Origin of the sequence: Parerythrobacter jejuensis, assembly GCF_039536765.1 — a bacterium.
Lineage (GTDB): Bacteria > Pseudomonadota > Alphaproteobacteria > Sphingomonadales > Sphingomonadaceae > Parerythrobacter > Parerythrobacter jejuensis.
Genome location: NZ_BAAAZF010000001.1, coordinates 2,060,408 through 2,077,621 on the forward strand (window position 1 = coordinate 2,060,408; position 17,214 = coordinate 2,077,621).

A 17,214-nucleotide genomic window follows, 5' to 3' on the forward strand; every position below is an offset into this window, starting at 1 on the left:
GAACCAGGGCAAAGGGAGGATCAATAGCTGGAACAGGAGCTTCATCGTTCACTCCTGTTCCTGCCGATGGCCGACCTGTTGGGCGGGGTTGCCGGTCCAGATAGTTCCAGCGGGAATGTCGCGCGTGACGCAGGCCCGCGCACCCACCACAGCGCCATCACCGATCGCAACACCAGGGCCGATGAAGGCTTCGGCTGCGACCCATGCCTTTGGCCCAATCGTGACGGGCTTGGTGACGAGTTGGTGGGACGCATCTCTGTGATCGTGATCGCCCGCACACAGGAACGCACGCTGGGAAACGATGGCACCGGCCCCGATACAGATCGGCGCCATGTTGTAGCATTCCACACCCTGACCGAGTGTTGACCATTCGGCCATTTCAAGATGGCGCGGCAGCCAGATCTTCGCAGTCGGATAGATCTTGGCACCGCTTGCGATCCGGGCGCGGAACAGGCGCAACAACTGGCGGCGCCAGCCCCAGCCAAACGGAGGCGGCGCGAGCCAGGCGAGGCCACGCCAGACAATCGTGAAGCACAGCCTCTCCAGCCGGTTGGCAAGCGAAAAGCTGGGGCCGCCACGCAGCGTACCGTGTTCCGAGGCGTCGAGGGGCTCGCTCATCCAGCCTGCTCCAAGCTTACCTTCGACACTTGGATACGTTTCTGGCTGACTGCGTCTTCCCGCATGTGAAGTTCCAGCGTGATCCCCTCGCATCCGGACGGGATGGCAAGCTGCCATTGCCCCACGGCGCGCTCGCTCTGGAACAGTAAGCCTTCTCCTGCGCACTGGACGCGCCATTCTGCACCATCCCCAGCATCCGGACCTTCTGCACGAAGCTGGAATGCCCCTTCCACAGCAGGGAATTGCTGGATCAGGACTGCCCCCGCTCCATCAGCCTGCCGTGTCAGAGTGATGCCTGCACCACCTGTCTGGTCGACCCTTGCCGGGCTGCGTGGCACGATTCGCCATTCTCCGCCCAAAGCTTGCCCACCAATCCTGAGATTCCGGAATTCGCCATCATACAGCAGCGAGTTCACGGCTCGTGGGTCGGCCAGCGTCTGTCGCCACAGCTCCCTGGCCACATCGTCGGCACCATCGGCCGTGAGATTCGCGCTGATTGTGCCGACAATCCTGCGATGCCAGGGGCCATTTTCGCGATCAAGCGAACGCGCGAAGGCAAGGCGACCGGCTTGGCTTTCAGGGTCTGCCGGCGGAAGGCGCAAATAGGTAATCCACCATAGCGCCTCCGAATTTCTGCTCGCACGGTCGGCGAGGGCTTGTGGCCCCCCTTGCATGCGCATGACTGCATCTGCGGCGCGTGCCGCATTTTCGCCTCCACCTGCTCTCCCGAGGGCATCGACCCGCTGTGCTGCAATCGTCGGATTGTTTGCGGTCAGCGCTGCTTCGACAAGGCGTGCATTGGTAATCGGGTCACGCCAGCCAAGCGCTGCCGAAAGATTGAGGCTGGCAGTTTCGTCCGCAGCCGCCCCGCCCACCGTAGCGAGGGTCAATGCGGGTTGCGCGTAGGGCATGGCTTTGATTGCCCGGGACGCGAACTGACCGCCCAATGCTTGCTCGCCATTGCTCCAAAAAGAGCCCGCAGCTGCCATTTGTAGTGAGGCATCCCACGGCGCCAGAATTGCGAAAGAGGGCGCCGCTGCCGGTACAGCCCGTGGCACGAGGAAAAGCGACCCGAGCGCACCCGCCAATACGGTCAGCCCGATTGCCACCGGGCGCCGCATCAGGCGGTTTCCGAAGCATAGCTGTAATAGTAGCCGTACTCGTAGCCGTAGCCAGCACTGTGGGGATCAAACTTATTGAGCACGGCGCCATCGATCGTGACTTCGTTGGTCTTGAGCCGGCGGATTGCGGCAGCTGTTCGTCCCTGGCTGGCCCGACCGGCTTCGACCATAAAGATCAGGTGCTCGATCTTCTGGGCCAAGAGCACGGTATCGGCGAGACCCATGACCGGCGGGCCATCGAACACCACGATGTCATAATTGGCGCGCGCCCAGTCACGGAATTCCTGGAAGCTTGGGCCGGAGAAAAACTCCGGCACCGATGGCGGCAACGGACCCGACGGAATCAGGTCGAGATTTTCCTGAACCTGGGTTGCGGCCTCGGCCGGCTTTATTTGCCGCGTCAGGATGTTGGTCAGGCCGCGTTCGCGCGACACACCGAAAATGCTGTGCTGTGACGGGCGACGCAAATCGGCGTCAACGACCAGAACCTTGCGCCCCTCGCGCGCAAAGCTGCGGGCAATGCCGTAGGCGACAAAGCTCTTGCCTTCGGATTGCTGGCTGCTGGTTATCAATACATCGCCCAGCCCGTCTTTGCCCAGCAGTCCGAGCGATGTGCGCAAGGCTGCGAAGGCTTCCGATACGCTTGATTTGGGATTGTCGAGCGAAGTGCCGATTTCGTCTGTCCCGGTGAGCTTGGGCACACTGCCTAGGAATGGCAGGCCAAAGCGTTCGGTAATGTCTTCCGGAGTTCTCGCGGCATCGTCGACGAATTCGCGCAGGAAGACATAGAGGCAGCCAAGGGCCAGGCCAGCGATCAGGCCCAAAGCCAGATTGACGAAGGGTTGGGGCCTCACAGGCGCCAAGGGTGTCTCGGCACGATCAATGATCGAGACATTGCTATTGGTCACGCCAGCCGAAGCGCTGACTTCCTGGAAACGCGACAAGAGCGCATCGTACATATCGCGGTTGGTTGCTGTCTCGCGGGCAAGGATGTTGAACTGTACCCGGCGTGATTGCTCCGCCTCCGTGCCACTGCGCAGCCTGTTCACATTGCCCTGCAGTTGCCGTTCGTTGCGCAAAGCAGCCTGGTATTGCTGGCGCAGTGAACCCCGCACATCGGATACTGCCTTGCCCAGATCATTCCTTAGCGAAGCAGTCCTGCGGCTATATTCCTGCATCACCGGGTGATCGGCCTTGTAGCGGCTGGCATCGCGCCCTTGCTGGGCCTCTACCATCGCAAGCTCTTGCTGCAACTGGCCGATATATCCATTGGTCTGGACTTCGGGGATCTGCATCGGATCCCCGCTGCGCGCTGCGCGATAACGCTCCTCGGCAATGATCCTGGCATTGCGGGCATTGCCCAACGCATCATTGGTGTTGATCAGCGTTTGCTGGGTCAAGGATAGCGGGGTCTCGTCGCCGGTCGATCCGCCGTCGAGATTCACGAGATTGTTGGCTCTGGCATATTCGACTTGCGCGCGCTCGGCATCCTCAAGGGCCTTCTTCGCCCCTGCCAGCTGTTCCTGCAAATACTCGCGGGCATAGGAGGACGATTCAAACCGCCGCTCCAGATTGCTGGCGATGAAAGCCTCGGCATAGGCGTTCGAAATAATCGCGGCATATTCCGCGTCCGGGCTTTCGAATGTAAGGTCGAGGATGCGGCTGTAGCGGGGCAAGTCTGCATCAACATTTCCCTGCAGGATACGGGCAATGGAATCCTGACGGGTTTCCGCCAAGGTCTTGCCCGGCGCCGGTACAACAGGCGCTGGAACCTGCATTCTATCAAAGAAGGTATCGTCCCGGGCAAGCTCCATGTCTTCGACGAGCTGCATGGCTGTGCCGCGGCTGAGCAACACGTCGATTTGCGTTTGCAGGAATCTCTCGACGTCCCAGTCGAAGGAGCGGAACGATGTTTCTTCTTCAAGAACGTCCGACGTGTCGCTGTCAATCTGCATCGCCGTGCGGGCACTGAAGACCGGAGTCGTGATCATTGTGAGCACAATAGCGGCTGCCAGCACGAGGGCCACCAACCCACCGAAGACAAAACGGTGGCGATAGATTGCAGCCCATACACGCCGCAAATCGATGCCGAAATCGGGCATGCCGCGCTCGTCGGCAAACGCGTCTTCAAATGTCTCGGGAGGAGGAACAGTTGCGTTCACGTTGGGCAGATCCTGGTCTAGTTGGACGGACTGTTGTCATTGTTATTATTGCTGTCGCTCAGGACCGCGAAGGTCTGGAATACGTTGAGCAGCGGAGCAGCCTGCAAGGCGTCTCGATAGGCCTGTTTGAGGCCATCGGTGCCGACGATTACCTGATCGCCTGCCAATATCTCGATATCGGGTGAAATACCGGCCGATATCGCGCCCAGATCGAAAACGCCGCCAACCCGCTCTCCGCTGACACGGCGAAAGACGACAACCTGATCGTATTTCGCAATGTTGGTGGGGCCCCGTGCCAATGCGACAGCATCGACGAGCGAGATTCGGCCGGGAATCTCGAACACTCCGGGCTGGGTCACGGCGCCCGCGACAGTAACTTGCCGCTGTGAACTTTGCGTAATCGCGACTGTCACGCTGGGGTCGACCAGGAAGCGGGTTGCGAAACGACGCTCCAGGTCACGGCCGAATTCAGCGGCGGTGAGCCCTGCGGCATCGACGGTGCCCAACAAGGGGATCTGGATGTTCCCGTCCGGGTCAACAATGACACTGTCGAGGGACAGGTCTGGCTCGCGGAAAACGGTCACGCGCAACGTATCGCTCGGGCCGATTTCGACCCGGCGCGGCGCGAAGACATTGCCTTCGGGAATAACTTCGTAGGCGGCGCTGCCTACCGGAAGTATGGGATCGGGGCCGGTGCTGCATGCTGCTGTTGCGAGCATGATTCCGAAACCCAGTGCAACCCTGCACCACTTGCTAAGCATTCGATACTTCCCCGCCGACAATAGCACTGCCAAGTCTAGTCTGCCCTTGCCCGCGCTGGCAATGGCGCTTGCCAGTTTTCTTTTGCAGCGAAAGCAATGGCTAGAAGCGCAGCAAGCGCCCCTGTTCTCAGCGGAAAGTCGACCGCAGAATGGAGCAGGAGCACCAGGCCGACGCCCCACAGGCACCACAATGGTCCCGGCGCCTTGTCCCGCCATAGCCTTGCTGCGACCAGCGCGCTTGCAAGTGGCCCGGCGATCGCAACTACCAAGCCGAAGATCCCGCCCTCCAGGATCAACTGCAGATAGTCATTATGCGCGGCCACGACATAGCGTCCTGCCATGGTGTCAAGGTCTTCAAATGCCATGTAGACGGGCACGAAGCTTCCCCAGCCGGAGCCCCAGGGCCAGAAGGCTTGAGCAGCCACCAAAGTGTCGCGCGCCATTGTTGCTCTTTGATCCTGGGCTGCGTCTGCGAAACGTTCGAAGACCGGGGCCAAGGCTGGTGTAAGTGCCAGTGCCGCACCTGCGACAATCATCACCGCCCCGCCTGCCAACAACACAGCCTTGCGGGGCTGGGCAGCGGCAACAAGCGAAGCGCCGAGCGCTCCGGCTCCCAACACGATTCCGGCGCGTGATGTGGTGGCAAGGATTCCGGCGAACAGGCCAAGGGCAATCCCCGCCACGATCCAGAGGCCCCATTTCTGGCGCGTCGATGGGACGACGGCAGGAACGATCAGGATGGCACAGGCGAGAAATGATGCATGGTGATTGCGATTGGCGAACAGCCCTGTCGCATATCCTGCATGGTCGGCATCATAGATATTCAAACCGCCGGTGACCCGCTGGACGACACCCAGAATGGCCGTCGCAATGGCAATGATCACGATCCCTAGCAGCAGTTTCGACTGCTCCTGTCGGGTCAGTCGGGCGAAGCCGACCAGCAGGACCAGTGGCGCTGCAATCGATACCAAACCGATTGCCGCGCTGCCCGGATCGAGCGCCAATGGTCGCCAGCCCGGGGCCATGCCCATTGTTGCAAGGATGTCGACTGCAAGTTGCCGCCCTGGCAGGGCGGTCCAGATAGCGGGTGGCACGGGTACAAGCTGGAGCCAGGCAAGGCCATAAAGGGCCAATGCTAGTCGTGCTGGCCAATCCAGGTCTTGCGCCCGGACCCCTCTCAACAAAAGATAGAGAAGGGGCAGCGCGCTGAGCAGCCCGAGCAGGTCATTGGCCGCTCTCGCAGTGCCACCGGCAAGTACCAGGACAGCGAGCAACAGAGCTGTCGCCGGGAAGAATCCGTCGCGCGATGCACTATCAGTTTCTGTCATTCTTGCCCCGCCTTCCCACTGGGAACCACCACATAGCTGCGCAATTGCGCCAAGCCGAAGCGCAAAGTGCGCGGGAACAGGATCGCAATTGCGGCCAACGCTATGCAGGCCAGTAGCGCAAACATCAGCATTTGTTGCCCAACCGGCATAATGTCAAAGCGGGGAGCTGCCAGGCCAAGCGCGAGAACGGACAGGGCCACGAGCAGCGACCGGAGCGCGCTGCGCCACCCCAACCCGACCAGCCAGAGATGCGCGATACCGTCGATCACATTTCGCAAGACCACGACCCAGGCGACCGCGATCAAGCCAAGACCGGACGCCCAATATATCGCTGCGACAAACGGGACGACTTCAACAATCTGTAGCCAGACCTGGCGCTGCGCGCGTCCGGTCGAATGGAGAAGGATCGAAGGGGCTTGCGAGATGCTCATGCCGATCAACCCGACCATGGCGAGGCGAAAGATCGGTGTGCTTTGGTCAGCGAATGCGGTCCCCACCCACAATGCTAGCAAATCATACGCGAAGAACGACAAGGGCAGAGCAAAGAGCAGCATTGTCGCCAGGACCGCGTGGTTCGCTTCGCGCGCGAGCTCAACAGATCGTTCGTGCCGCGCGGTTGCGAAATCAGGCCCCATGGCACGGCCCAATGCCGCTGCCAGCACGACGAACCGGCCCGCGACGCCCACCGGCACGGCGTAGAAATAGAGCGCTGTTGCGGAGTAGGTCAGGCCCAAGAGGATCCGGTCGATCGTGACAATCGCTGCATTGCACAGGGCAGAGAGCGTGAGCCAGCCGAACTGGCCTGCATGGTGCGCCCATTCATGCATGAGCTTGCCCGTATCGCGCCACCACGGGGTGCGGGGCAGCAAGCACCAGCCGATGCCGGCCTGCACCAGCCGGGCAATTGCGATGGCCATAACGAGACGATCAAAAGACCCGTCATACAAGCCGGGTGCAAGCGGCAACAGCAAGGCGAGGAGGTTGCCCGTATTGGTCAGGACATTGGACGCGGCGAAGCGTTTGAGACCGTCGAGCTGGTGGTTCTGGAGCAGTGTGACGGTGTTGAGAAGTATGAGTGCTGCGGCCCAGACCCATGCGTCGCCGACTTCCGGCACGACGGCAGTGTCCCCGCTGAAGCGGGCCGAGAACCAGGGGTAGGCGAAGAAGAACAGGGCCGTGAACAAAGCGCTGAGGCCGATACCGCACAGCAGGATCGATCGCAGCATGACCGGAGCGCTGTCATCGCCGAGTTCCTGCTTTGCAGATGCGACCGTGACCAAACGGGCGGCAGCCAGCTGATGGATCGCGAAATAGGGTTGGAAGGCTAGCAGCAGCAGGTAGCAGCCATAGCGCTCGGTTCCGAATGCAGAGGTGAACAGCGGCACGGTCGCGAGGGCGATTCCGATGGTCGCGACCTGCCCGATGGCATTGCTGGCAAAGGCGTGGAGCAGCCGCATCGGGTGAGCCTATCGGGTCTGGGCTGCGGGGCAAGTCATGGACGCGACCCGTCCCCATCCGACAGCCACGTACCCAATGCGCGGGTCTTTGCAGCAATCCGCCGGACATCCGGGTCGGTCCATGCTGTCAGGCTCTCTCCCAGACGAGAGGAAAGCCAGCGCCCATAGCCGTTCTCGACTGTGTCGCTTTGCTCTGGTGCATGGCGCCCGCGCCCGGCCCCGAGCAGACGCGCAAGAAACTTCCTGCCTCCGTTCTTTACTCCGCCAGTCTCAAACGCGGCGGCAAAGCCCGCAACCAGTCCGATCGTCTTGCGTTGGTTAAGGTCCTGCAACAGCAAATCTGGCGCTGCGTCGAGAATGTCGCTTTCGGTCATTAGGGAGCATTGGCTAGCCTCGAGCAATCCCGGTTGCCGCCACCGGTCGACAAGAGCGAGGACGAGCGCCGCGCCCCGCTCCCACCTGCCAGCTCGGGACCGTTCCCAGAAAGCTGGCCAGACAATGCTGTGCTTACTCAAGAGATATTCAATATCCGCCAGCAGCAAAGGGCCGCCATTCAACCGGTTGCTGAAGCTTGCGTGGATAATGAGATGGACCAGCATATCCTCGGCACAGGGCGACAGGACCGGGTCCTCGGCCTGCGGGGGCTCGGCTCGCGCGAGAATTGCCTGATCTTCGGGCGCTGGCATCCACCAGTCGATCGAGCTGTCCTTTTCCCACAGTCGCATGTGCAATTCGAACCGGGTGCCGTCGGCATCGACCATCGGGGGGAGATGCTTGTCGTGCTCCAACGCCTCCTCCGGCGTCCGGGCCGATGCGCTTTCCTGACGCAAGCCGTGCTCGGACAGAAGTGCCAACGCCTCAAGAATACGATCCGGCGGGATCAGGACGTCAATGTCCCGCATCGGGCGTTCTGCTGCGGCGGGATAGTGGTTCCAGGCGAGGCATGCGCCCTTGAGGGCAACACAGGCGATTCCGGCATCCGACAGGATGTCATGAACCTGCGCCAGCGACCGGCGCTGGGACAGGGTGCGCAGGGCATTTCTGCGGTGGGCCACCTGCCAGCTGTCCCGGATTGCGCCGGGCACGTCCAACGCGATTTCGCCTCTGGTGACTCGTGCGTGTAGGTGGGGCTGCAACCGGTGCTGTGCGGCGATTTCGTTGAGTTTTCTCCAGCCATCGGACGAAAGCTGGCCCGCAAAATCGCTATCGATTTGGGGCCCCATCAGCCCGAGCAGGAACCGCCGCAGATCAGGCAGGCGCATCGCGCCGCAGCCTCAATTTTCCGGGACGGAGAAGGAGCCAGTCACGCGCCCGCCACTTTCCTGGACCTGCGGTTCGGCAGAGACCGAGGAGGAACCGGATGCCCGGCCATCGACGCTCGACACGCCAGAGCGCAAATCGATTACCAGTCGCCCGCCATTGAGCGTGTCGCCCCCGCGGTTCAACCGGACATTGCCAGCCATGGTGATGATGCGGCGGTTGAAATCATACACGGCGACTTCACCGCGCGCAGTTTCGTTCCCGCGCGTGACCGTGACCCCGCCGGTGGCCATGATGCGTTGGATGCTAAGCGAGCCGGCATCGCTGTAATTGACGATGGTACGGGCCGCCCGCAGGCGCAGATTGGCCTGGTCGATCTGGACATTGCCCGACAGCACGACCCGGTTCTGGCGATCCTGCAGCTCAATCCGGTTGGCTGCGTAGTTGACCGGCGCATTCGAATTGTGGCCAGCGATGGCTTGGGCCTGCAACTGGATTCCGCCCACAACGGTGCAGGTCAGGGCGAAGCCGATGGCGAAGGATTGCAGGGTGCGGCGGGTTAGCGACATCATCACGGTATCCTCAATTCGCCCGGCACCATGCGCAGGCGGGCATTGCCGTCCAGGGCGATGGTGCGGGCGGACAGGTCGGCTTCGAGCCGGTTGGCAGAAAACGTGCCCGCCGGAATGGCGCCTTCGACACCATCATTCCCGACCAGGCGCTTGGCAGCAAGATCGATTGAAACACCCTTGGCGACGAAACGATAACCATCGGCCGCAACCAGACGCAGCGGACCGTCGACAGCCAATTGCTCTTTCTCGATCGTGTAAGCTCCGCCCTCGGCAGTCAGCCGGGCAGGGCCTTCTTCCAGCAGCAGCCGAGCGACGACATCTTGCAACCGCACGATCCCTTCGGCGCTCGATTGCTGGACGGCCTCGTCAGCTGTCAACGAGAACGGGCGACCCTGATCATCTGATCCACGATAGAGCGCATTGTCGATTCGCAGCCGTTCAGTGATGACGGCGACCGAGTCCCGGTCGAGCAGAAAGGATACTTCGCCCCGGGGGCTCAGCGGCGTGATAATCATGAGGGCTGCGATTACACCCACACCCATAGGCAGGGCAGCGGCCAGAAACTTCACTAGCTTGTCATGAAACCCGCCCGGCGCAGCAAAGGCCTGGCGCCCGCGGCGGAGCTCCCTGGCGTCTTGCGTTTCGATGCGGCGTTGGGTTCCCATGGATTGGCCAGTGCTCACATATGGCTGAATATGTCGTGATCTTCCCATCCGGCCAGGTCGAGCCGGGCGCGGGTCGGGAGGAAATCGAAACAGGCCTGCGCCATATCCATCCGCCCTTCGCGTTCGAGGCGGGTGATCAGGATTTCGCGCATCCGGTGCAGGAAGCGTACGTCGCTGGCAGCATAATCGCGTTGCGCTTCATTGATGTCCGGCGCGCCCCAGTCGGAGCTTTGCTGTTGCTTGGAAATCGTTTCGCCCAGCAATTCCTCGACCAGATTCTTGAGCCCGTGCCGGTCGGTATAGGTGCGGGTCATCTTGCTGGCGATCTTGGTGCAGAAGACAGGCGAAGCTTCGACGCCGAGATAATGCTCGATCGCGGCCAGGTCGAAACGGGCAAAATGGTACAGCTTGACCCGGCTCTTGTCGGCCAGCAGGGCCTTGAGGTTGGGTGCGTCGTACGCGCTGTCGGGCCCGAAACGGACAAGATGCTCGTCCCCGCTGCCATCGCTGATCTGAACGATGCACAGCCGGTCCCGGCGGGTGATCAGGCCCATAGTTTCGGTATCGACTGCCAGCGGAGCATCTCCGGCCAGCACGCCTGCGGGAAGGTCTTCTTCGTGAAAATGTACAGCCATATGCCAGCGCTCTAGGCGGATTGGGGAAAGAGGGGAAGGGGACTTGGCGAAGCAATGCAGCCACGCGTAGCGTGGCGGATATGTCGGATAGAGTTCCCGAAAGCTGGCGCGACGCGCTGGAGCCCGTTCTTGCCACGCCCGAAGCACGCCAGCTTGGCGGCTGGCTGCGGGCCGAAGAAGAAGCAGGTAAGGCGGTCTATCCGCCCCGCGGCATGCGGTTGCGCGCGCTCGACCTCACCCCGCTCCAAGATGTGAAAGTCGTGATCCTGGGGCAGGATCCGTATCACGGGCCGGGGCAAGCGCATGGCCTGTCTTTCTCGGTGCCAGAGGGCGTGAAAGTGCCGCCTTCGCTGGCCAACATCTACAAGGAGCTGGAGAGCGATGTAGGCCTTGCGGCTCCTGCGCATGGCAATCTGGAGGCGTGGGCGCGGCAAGGCGTGTTGCTGCTCAATACCTCGCTGACAGTGGAGGCGCACAAGGCCGCAAGCCATTCCGGGCGCGGTTGGGAGGCGATTACCGATGCCGCTGTCGCTGCCGTTGCCGGGCGCGATGTGCCAAGCGTCTTCATCCTGTGGGGCAGCCATGCGCAGAAGAAGGCAAGCAAGATCGCGGCCTTGCAATCCGGGGCCCATCTGGTCCTGCGATCGCCGCATCCCAGCCCGCTGTCGGCCTATCGCGGTTTCTTCGGATCGAAGCCATTCAGTCAGGCGAATGCGTTTTTGGAGGCGAAGGGACGCGGCGCTGTGGATTGGGCCCTTGATCCGGCTGGGTCGGGCTAGAGTTGGAACGCCAACTGCGCTTGCGAAACTCGTGACTTTCCACTCCAGCCGGCGTGAATGCGAGGCTTTGCGCTTCTGCGTGGCATACGAAGTGTGACTTTTCGCCAATGTGTAGAGAGAGGGCGGAACGGGCGGCACGAACACGGGGCAAGCTTGCCTCTGCCGCCGCAGTGTAGGAAAGCTGTTTCCCGATGACCGAGGAAGAAGCCCGCACTGCGTTGCGCACGCGCCAGGCCGAACTGGAACAGGAAGACCGGATCAGCGCCGAGGGGCGCGAACCGGTGACCTTGCAGCAGGACAGTGTCGGCCGGCTCAGCCGGATGGACGCCATGCAGCAACAGGCGATGGCGCAAGCACAGGAACGCCGCCGTACTGCGGAACGAGCGCGGATTACAGCGGCCCTCGCCCGGCTGGAAGAAGGCGAATGGGGCTATTGCGCGCATTGCGGCGAGGAGATCGCCGAACAACGGCTGCGGCACGATCCCAGCGTGCCACGCTGCGTTAGCTGCGCGAACGATCCTGCCTAGATTGGGCCTGCCTGATCCGGGCCGGAACAAAGCTCGCCATCAGCACCACGCTCATCACGGCATAGGCCACGAAAGCGCTGACCGAGCCTGATGGAATTCCGAACAACAGCAGCACACCATTGCTGCCCGGGATAGAGGCTGCCGCCGATCCCATGATCACGCCGCCCAACCCATGCCTGGCCAGACCGGCGGCACTGGGCCAGCGCAGCCGGAACCGGCCGGAGCGGTGGGCTGCAAACAATGCACCAGCCAAAAGGGCGCAACAGCCCACCACAGCGCGCAGGCCCTCTTTTTCGGAGGCATGGCCTGCCCAGTACCGGCTTTCTGCCGCCAGCACGCTGAGATAGGTCCAGCTCTGGGCCAGTGCGAACAGGGCCCCGCCCACCAGGCCGATCACCAGCATCGCGGCGGTCGGGCGTAGCAAGGTTTCCCGCCTGGTCAGGGCAGCGTGAAGATTACCAAGTGTTGCCATCTTGAGCGCCGGCCAGATCAACACGAGGAAAAGCACGATTGCCGCGATGCCCGGCCAGCCCGGTGTACCAAGCTGCGAAGTCGCCGCCGAAGGTTCGGAAGCCGGATCAATCAGGGTCGCACCGCCAACCGCCCCCACCAATGTGGCACCATAACTGAGATTGCCCACGCTCAGCCGTGACAGCGTGCCAAAGGCGCACCCGCCATTGATCCGGGCACCCAAGGCAAACAGGGCGGCAGCAGCAACCAGTTGCCCGGTCACGCCCCAGGTCGGATAGAGCATGACGGTGCCCGGAATCAGCCAGGCCAGCGGAATGATCACCAGCCCGGCGGCCCCCAGGGCAATCGCAAAGGCCCGCAACCGCAGGCTGCGCCGCTTTACCACCAGCAACATCGATGCCTCGACCAGGCAGATACTGCCCCGCCGGATAGCAAAGCCCATGATGAAGGCCATTGCCATCACCAGCAATGCCAGGGCCAACTCCTCGATTGATTGCATGGCCGGCATCCCCCCTTCCACAGACATACACAAGCTCTTGCCCGCCTTGCTGCAACTGGCATGATGGACCTGCAACGCGCCAAAGTTAAGGGCGGCACACTGGTTAGCAGAGGGAATTTTCGAATGAGCGCTGAAACGGTCTTGCTGGACATCGAAGACGGGATTGCCACCGTCACACTCAATCGCCCCGAGGCCATGAACGCCCTCAGCAAAGCACTACGGCACCGGCTCTATCACGTGATGAAACAGGTTGATGGGGATGAAACTGTGCGGGCTGTGATCCTGACCGGCGCGGGCGAGCGGGCCTTTACTGCCGGCCTCGATCTGAAGGAATTGGGATCGGAGCCGGGCGCATTGGGCGCCGCCAATGCCGAAGGTGCCGACGAGAACCCGGTCAAGGCGATCGAACTATGCCGCAAGCCGGTGATCGGTGCGATCAATGGAGTGGCCATTACCGGAGGTTTCGAAGTAGCGATTGCGTGCGATGTACTGGTCGCCAGCACGCAGGCCCGTTTCGCCGATACCCATGCCCGGGTCGGGATCGTGCCCGGCTGGGGCCTGTCCCAGAAACTCAGCCGGATGATAGGGATCAGCCGGGCGAAAGAGCTGAGCTTTACCGGCAATTTCCTCGACGCTGAAACCGCGCGCGGATGGGGGCTCGTGAACCATGTCGTCGCGCCTGCAGAATTGATGCCGCTGGCTCGTAGCCTTGCAGCCGATATGGCGGGCATCGATCCTGCTTTCCTGGCGCGATACAAGCGGTTGATCGACGATGGCTACGCGACCAGCTTTGCCGACGGAATGGCGTTGGAAAACGCGCTCTCGAGTGCTGCCAATGCGCAAGTCTCACCCGAAGAAGTCGAAGCGCGCCGGGCCCAGGTGCAGGCGCGCGGACGCGGCCAGTAGGGCGTTCGTCAGGGCTGGGCTTCGCGTGGGGGCATTTTTCGCATTTCCAGCGGCCAGCGCGCGCCTTCCAGCTTCAGCATGCCGTCTTCAAGCCTGCCCGTGGCGCCGGTGAAATCAGCAACGCCCAAATCATTGCGGCGGAATTCAAACCGGGCCGTCATGCCCGGCGACCATCCTAACGCGGCCAGATCGTAGCGTTCCGACACGATATCATACATGCTCAAGCGGAGGCGGACCGCAACCGGGTCGGGGCACGCTCCCGGATCGGGCGACCAGCCTTCGTTCATGACCTGGTCGCCAACCCTTTTCCCGTCGCTGCATTCAAGCGTAGCACTGGCATATTGAAAGGGCTCGCCGTCCGATGCCCGGACAATTCTCACCAAAGGGCCATCCGGTGTCTGCTCCAGCCCCGACCAGGCAAACTCGGGCGCCACCGGTGTGGGTGTTGAAGTGAGCAGGAGGGTGCCGTCGCGCTCCTCCCACGTGCCGCTGGCCCGCATATCCAGCCCACCGACCGACAGGCCCCAGCGGAAGGTTCCGTCGGCCTCGACCAGCATGCCCATCGCGGTCTCGAAGCTGTTGCCGTTGTACGCACCGACAAATTCGGAGGGGGATTCTTGCGTGGTGGCGACAGGGCTTTCGCCAGCCCGCGGTGTCTCGGGCAAGTGCGCGCAGGCGGCCAGCAGCAGGGAAACACCCGCAATCGCAAAGGCGCGGCGCGCCTTCAAAACCGGGTCACTGCGCGCAAGCTCAAGACCCAGCCCGGCTTGCGACTTTTGATCGAACTATCGATATATTGCACGTCTGCGGTGATCCGTAGCGGCTTGGCGACTTCGAATGTGTAGAACGCCTCGATGCCCTCTTCATCCTCGAATGCCAGCACGTGGTCGAGATCGCGCACCAGCCCGTCGCTAAGCGAATAGCGGAACCATGCGACACCGAAACGGTCTTGCGGGCGGAATTTGGGATTGCCCGAAACGCCGAAGAAGCCACTGACATCCAGCGGGGTGGGATCACCATCGGAAAAGAAGACCTGCCCGAATACGCCCCAGCCCTTGCCCGGCGCATCTTCGTATGTGTCGAGAAACTGGTAGCCGGCAAGGACGATGCTGGCAGTGCCTTTCTTGCGACCGAAATTGGCCCCTGCTGGAGGAACGAGTACCGAGGGCAGGACCTCGACCGGCGGGCCCGTTCGGGTGGTGCCAGCCAGCTTGACGGCGTAATAGCCCGGCTCTCCACCCAGCTTGACCGGGAAGGTGACCGAAGCGAGCGCGCCGACCCCGGTCGAGAACGGATCTTCCAGACCGCTGTCCTGGGTCCGCAGTTCGGGATCGAAGACCCACAGGCGATAGAGCGCTTTCTTGGTGGGCACGGTCAGCAGGGCGCCGACCAGTTCCTGCGGCACGATGGTGCTGGGCGGCAGGGCAAAGGCGAGGTTCTGGAAGCCCTCGATCCCGCCGCCACCGACCACTGGCAGACCCTGGGCGATATCGAGAACGTTGACCTTGCCGACTTGCAAAGTGGTGCCCGATTTCCAGCGCTTGGTGACGCTCACCGAAAGATCGAATTCCTCGCCGTCATCGGCCGGATAGAACAGCCCGGTCTGGCTCGGCAGCAGGCCGATATCGCCATTGACGCCGGTGCCGTAGCGAAACTCGGGATGGATATCGATGGTGATGGAATCGTCGAGCCCGATCGCACTGCCGGGTACTTCGGCATAGATGTCCACCCGGCCACCATAGACCGGATCGCTATCCCCGCCTTCGATGATCGAGGAGGCGACGAATTGGGACCAGACGAATTCGACCTCGGGTTTGGAGGGCGCTTCTTCCTCGCTTTCCTGCGCGAAGAGGGTCGACGATCCCAACAATGCCGAAACGAAGACGCACGCAAGAACAGTAACGCGCAGCTGCAACGCTAGTCCCCTCCTCAATTGTGCAACTATTCGTTACACTTACTGGTTGTGCGATCGAAGTCTTGGTCTAGCGGATTCCACTTATGTGACAAGCCTTTACCGTGGCAAATCACTAACACCCATTAACGCTGTGTCGACAGAGCGGGCGCACTGGCGCCCTTCGCGGATCGCCCAGACGACGAGGCTCTGCCCGCGTCGCATGTCGCCGCAGGCGTAAACACCCGGCTCGCTGGTGGCGTAATCGTCTTTATTGGCCTCGACATTGCCGCGCTGGGTCAGTTCGACCCCGGCCTTGTCGAGCAAGCCGCGCTTTTTCGGACCGGTGAAGCCCATGGCAAGCAGGATCAGGTCCGCCGGCAGGGTAAACTCGCTGCCTTCGATTTCCTGGATCTGGCCGTCCTTCCACTCGATCTTGACGCATTCGAGACCGGTCATGATTTCGCCATCGCCGATCACCCGCTTGGTCAGGACCGACCAGTCACGCTCCACACCCTCTTCATGGCTGGAGGAAGTGCGCAGTTTGAGCGGCCAGTCGGGCCAGGTCAGCGCCTTGTCTTCATGCTCGGGTGGCTTGGGCATGATTTCCAGCTGGGTCACGCTCTTCGCGCCTTGCCGGTTGGATGTGCCCACGCAATCGCTGCCGGTATCGCCGCCGCCGATCACGATCACATGCTTGTCCGTCGCGGTGAGCGTGCCGCGCGGTGCGGCGCGCACTTCGTCGTCGCCGGCATTGCGCTTGTTCTGCTGGGTCAGGAATTCCATCGCCAGGCGCACGCCATCCATCTCGGCCCCGGGAATATCCAAGGCACGCGCTTCTTCTGCCCCGCCTGACAGGACAACGGCATCGAAGTTTTCCTGCAATGCCTTGAAACTGACTTCCACGCCCACTTCAGCACTGGTTTTGAAGGTCACGCCTTCGGCTTCCATCTGCACCGCGCGACGGTTGATCAGGTGTTTTTCCATCTTGAAGTCGGGGATGCCGTACCGCAGCAATCCGCCGATCCGGTCGTTCTTCTCGAACACAGTCACGGCATGGCCGGCGCGGGCCAGTTGCTGCGCGCAGGCCAGTCCTGCCGGGCCAGACCCGATTACTGCGACCGACTTGCCGGTTTCCTTAGCGGCAGGCTCCGGCTTGACCCAGCCTTCCTTCCAACCGCGATCAATGATTGCTGCCTCGATGCTTTTGATCGTCACCGGCTGGTCGGTGATGTTGAGCGTGCAGGCCGCCTCGCACGGGGCGGGGCAGATACGGCCGGTGAATTCGGGGAAATTGTTGGTCGAATGCAGCACATGCAGCGCGTTCTTCCAGTCGCCTTCATAGACCAGGTGGTTCCAGTCCGGGATGATGTTGTTCACCGGGCAACCATTGTGACAATACGGGATGCCGCAATTCATGCAGCGGCTGGCCTGCGCGGCGAGCTCGCTTTCGGGCGGCTCGACAATAAATTCGCGGTAATTGGTCAGCCGTTCTGCAGGATCGAGATAATCCCGTTCACGACGGTCCAGTTCGAGGAAGCCTGTTTCCTTGCCCATTTCTT

At 61.9% G+C, this 17,214-nt stretch carries 17 protein-coding genes; 3 read left to right on the forward strand and 14 right to left on the reverse strand.

Annotated features, from left to right (window positions below; genetic code table 11):
• Nucleotides 1-48: 48 nt before the first annotated feature.
• Genes ABD653_RS10200 through ABD653_RS10245 form a run of 10 tightly spaced genes read right to left on the reverse strand, consistent with a single transcriptional unit; the run spans nt 49 to nt 10,579 of the window.
• Nucleotides 49-618 (reverse strand): LbetaH domain-containing protein, encoded by a 570-nt coding sequence (locus ABD653_RS10200; protein ID WP_160778577.1) that lies wholly within the window; start codon nt 616-618, stop codon nt 49-51.
• The gene (locus ABD653_RS10205) at nt 615-1,739 is read right to left on the reverse strand and encodes a hypothetical protein (protein WP_160778578.1); all 1,125 of its coding nucleotides are present in this window, start codon (nt 1,737-1,739) and stop codon (nt 615-617) included. Before ABD653_RS10205 ends, ABD653_RS10200 begins: the two co-directional genes overlap by 4 nt.
• Nucleotides 1,739-3,901 carry a GumC family protein gene (locus tag ABD653_RS10210; protein ID WP_160778579.1) on the reverse strand — a complete coding sequence of 721 codons (2,163 nt, stop codon included), beginning with the start codon at nt 3,899-3,901 and terminating at the stop codon, nt 1,739-1,741. The genes ABD653_RS10205 and ABD653_RS10210 overlap by 1 nt, the downstream gene beginning before the upstream one ends.
• A gap of 17 nt (nt 3,902-3,918) precedes the next feature.
• A complete protein-coding gene (locus ABD653_RS10215) occupies nt 3,919-4,662 on the reverse strand; it encodes a polysaccharide biosynthesis/export family protein (protein ID WP_160778580.1) in 744 nt (247 codons plus the stop codon).
• A gap of 35 nt (nt 4,663-4,697) precedes the next feature.
• Nucleotides 4,698-5,990 carry an O-antigen ligase family protein gene (locus ABD653_RS10220; protein WP_160778581.1) on the reverse strand — a complete coding sequence of 431 codons (1,293 nt, stop codon included), beginning with the start codon at nt 5,988-5,990 and terminating at the stop codon, nt 4,698-4,700.
• Nucleotides 5,987-7,447, reverse strand: a complete 1,461-nt coding sequence (locus tag ABD653_RS10225) for a lipopolysaccharide biosynthesis protein (protein ID WP_160778582.1) — start codon at nt 7,445-7,447, stop codon at nt 5,987-5,989. The genes ABD653_RS10220 and ABD653_RS10225 overlap by 4 nt, the downstream gene beginning before the upstream one ends.
• Nucleotides 7,448-7,482: 35 nt before the next feature.
• Nucleotides 7,483-8,709, reverse strand: a complete 1,227-nt coding sequence (locus tag ABD653_RS10230) for a nucleotidyltransferase domain-containing protein (RefSeq protein WP_160778583.1) — start codon at nt 8,707-8,709, stop codon at nt 7,483-7,485.
• A 12-nt stretch (nt 8,710-8,721) separates the two neighbouring features.
• On the reverse strand, nt 8,722-9,279 hold the full coding sequence (locus ABD653_RS10235; RefSeq protein ID WP_160778584.1) for an LptA/OstA family protein: 558 nt from the start codon (nt 9,277-9,279) through the stop codon (nt 8,722-8,724).
• Entirely contained in the window at nt 9,279-9,944 is a 666-nt protein-coding gene (gene lptC / locus ABD653_RS10240; protein WP_160778585.1) for an LPS export ABC transporter periplasmic protein LptC, read from the reverse strand. The genes ABD653_RS10235 and lptC overlap by 1 nt, the downstream gene beginning before the upstream one ends.
• A 14-nt stretch (nt 9,945-9,958) precedes the next feature.
• A complete protein-coding gene (locus ABD653_RS10245; protein ID WP_160778586.1) occupies nt 9,959-10,579 on the reverse strand; it encodes a ribonuclease D in 621 nt (206 codons plus the stop codon).
• Nucleotides 10,580-10,659: 80 nt separating this feature from the next.
• Here ABD653_RS10245 and ABD653_RS10250 point away from each other — a divergent pair, with 80 nt between their 5' ends.
• Nucleotides 10,660-11,358 carry a uracil-DNA glycosylase gene (locus ABD653_RS10250; RefSeq protein ID WP_160778587.1) on the forward strand — a complete coding sequence of 233 codons (699 nt, stop codon included), beginning with the start codon at nt 10,660-10,662 and terminating at the stop codon, nt 11,356-11,358.
• Nucleotides 11,359-11,549: 191 nt separating this feature from the next.
• The gene (locus ABD653_RS10255) at nt 11,550-11,885 is read left to right on the forward strand and encodes a TraR/DksA family transcriptional regulator (RefSeq protein WP_160778588.1); all 336 of its coding nucleotides are present in this window, start codon (nt 11,550-11,552) and stop codon (nt 11,883-11,885) included.
• Here the strand turns inward: ABD653_RS10255 and ABD653_RS10260 are convergent.
• Nucleotides 11,860-12,882, reverse strand: a complete 1,023-nt coding sequence (locus ABD653_RS10260) for a YeeE/YedE thiosulfate transporter family protein (RefSeq protein ID WP_160778589.1) — start codon at nt 12,880-12,882, stop codon at nt 11,860-11,862. The two genes, ABD653_RS10255 and ABD653_RS10260, sit on opposite strands and share 26 nt — an antisense overlap.
• Nucleotides 12,883-12,978: 96 nt before the next feature.
• On the opposite strand from ABD653_RS10260, the gene ABD653_RS10265 reads away from it, so the two are divergent.
• The gene (locus ABD653_RS10265; protein WP_160778590.1) at nt 12,979-13,761 is read left to right on the forward strand and encodes an enoyl-CoA hydratase; all 783 of its coding nucleotides are present in this window, start codon (nt 12,979-12,981) and stop codon (nt 13,759-13,761) included.
• Between the two features lie 8 nt (nt 13,762-13,769).
• Here ABD653_RS10265 and ABD653_RS10270 read toward each other — a convergent pair whose 3' ends face one another.
• From ABD653_RS10270 to ABD653_RS10280, 3 genes are all read right to left on the reverse strand, one after another.
• Complete coding sequence (locus ABD653_RS10270) at nt 13,770-14,489, reverse strand: hypothetical protein (RefSeq protein WP_160778591.1); 720 nt, start codon at nt 14,487-14,489, stop codon at nt 13,770-13,772.
• The gene (locus tag ABD653_RS10275) at nt 14,486-15,628 is read right to left on the reverse strand and encodes a carbohydrate porin (RefSeq protein WP_344705355.1); all 1,143 of its coding nucleotides are present in this window, start codon (nt 15,626-15,628) and stop codon (nt 14,486-14,488) included. The genes ABD653_RS10270 and ABD653_RS10275 overlap by 4 nt, the downstream gene beginning before the upstream one ends.
• A 144-nt stretch (nt 15,629-15,772) precedes the next feature.
• On the reverse strand, nt 15,773-17,209 hold the full coding sequence (locus ABD653_RS10280; RefSeq protein WP_160778593.1) for a glutamate synthase subunit beta: 1,437 nt from the start codon (nt 17,207-17,209) through the stop codon (nt 15,773-15,775).
• Nucleotides 17,210-17,214: the final 5 nt, after the last annotated feature.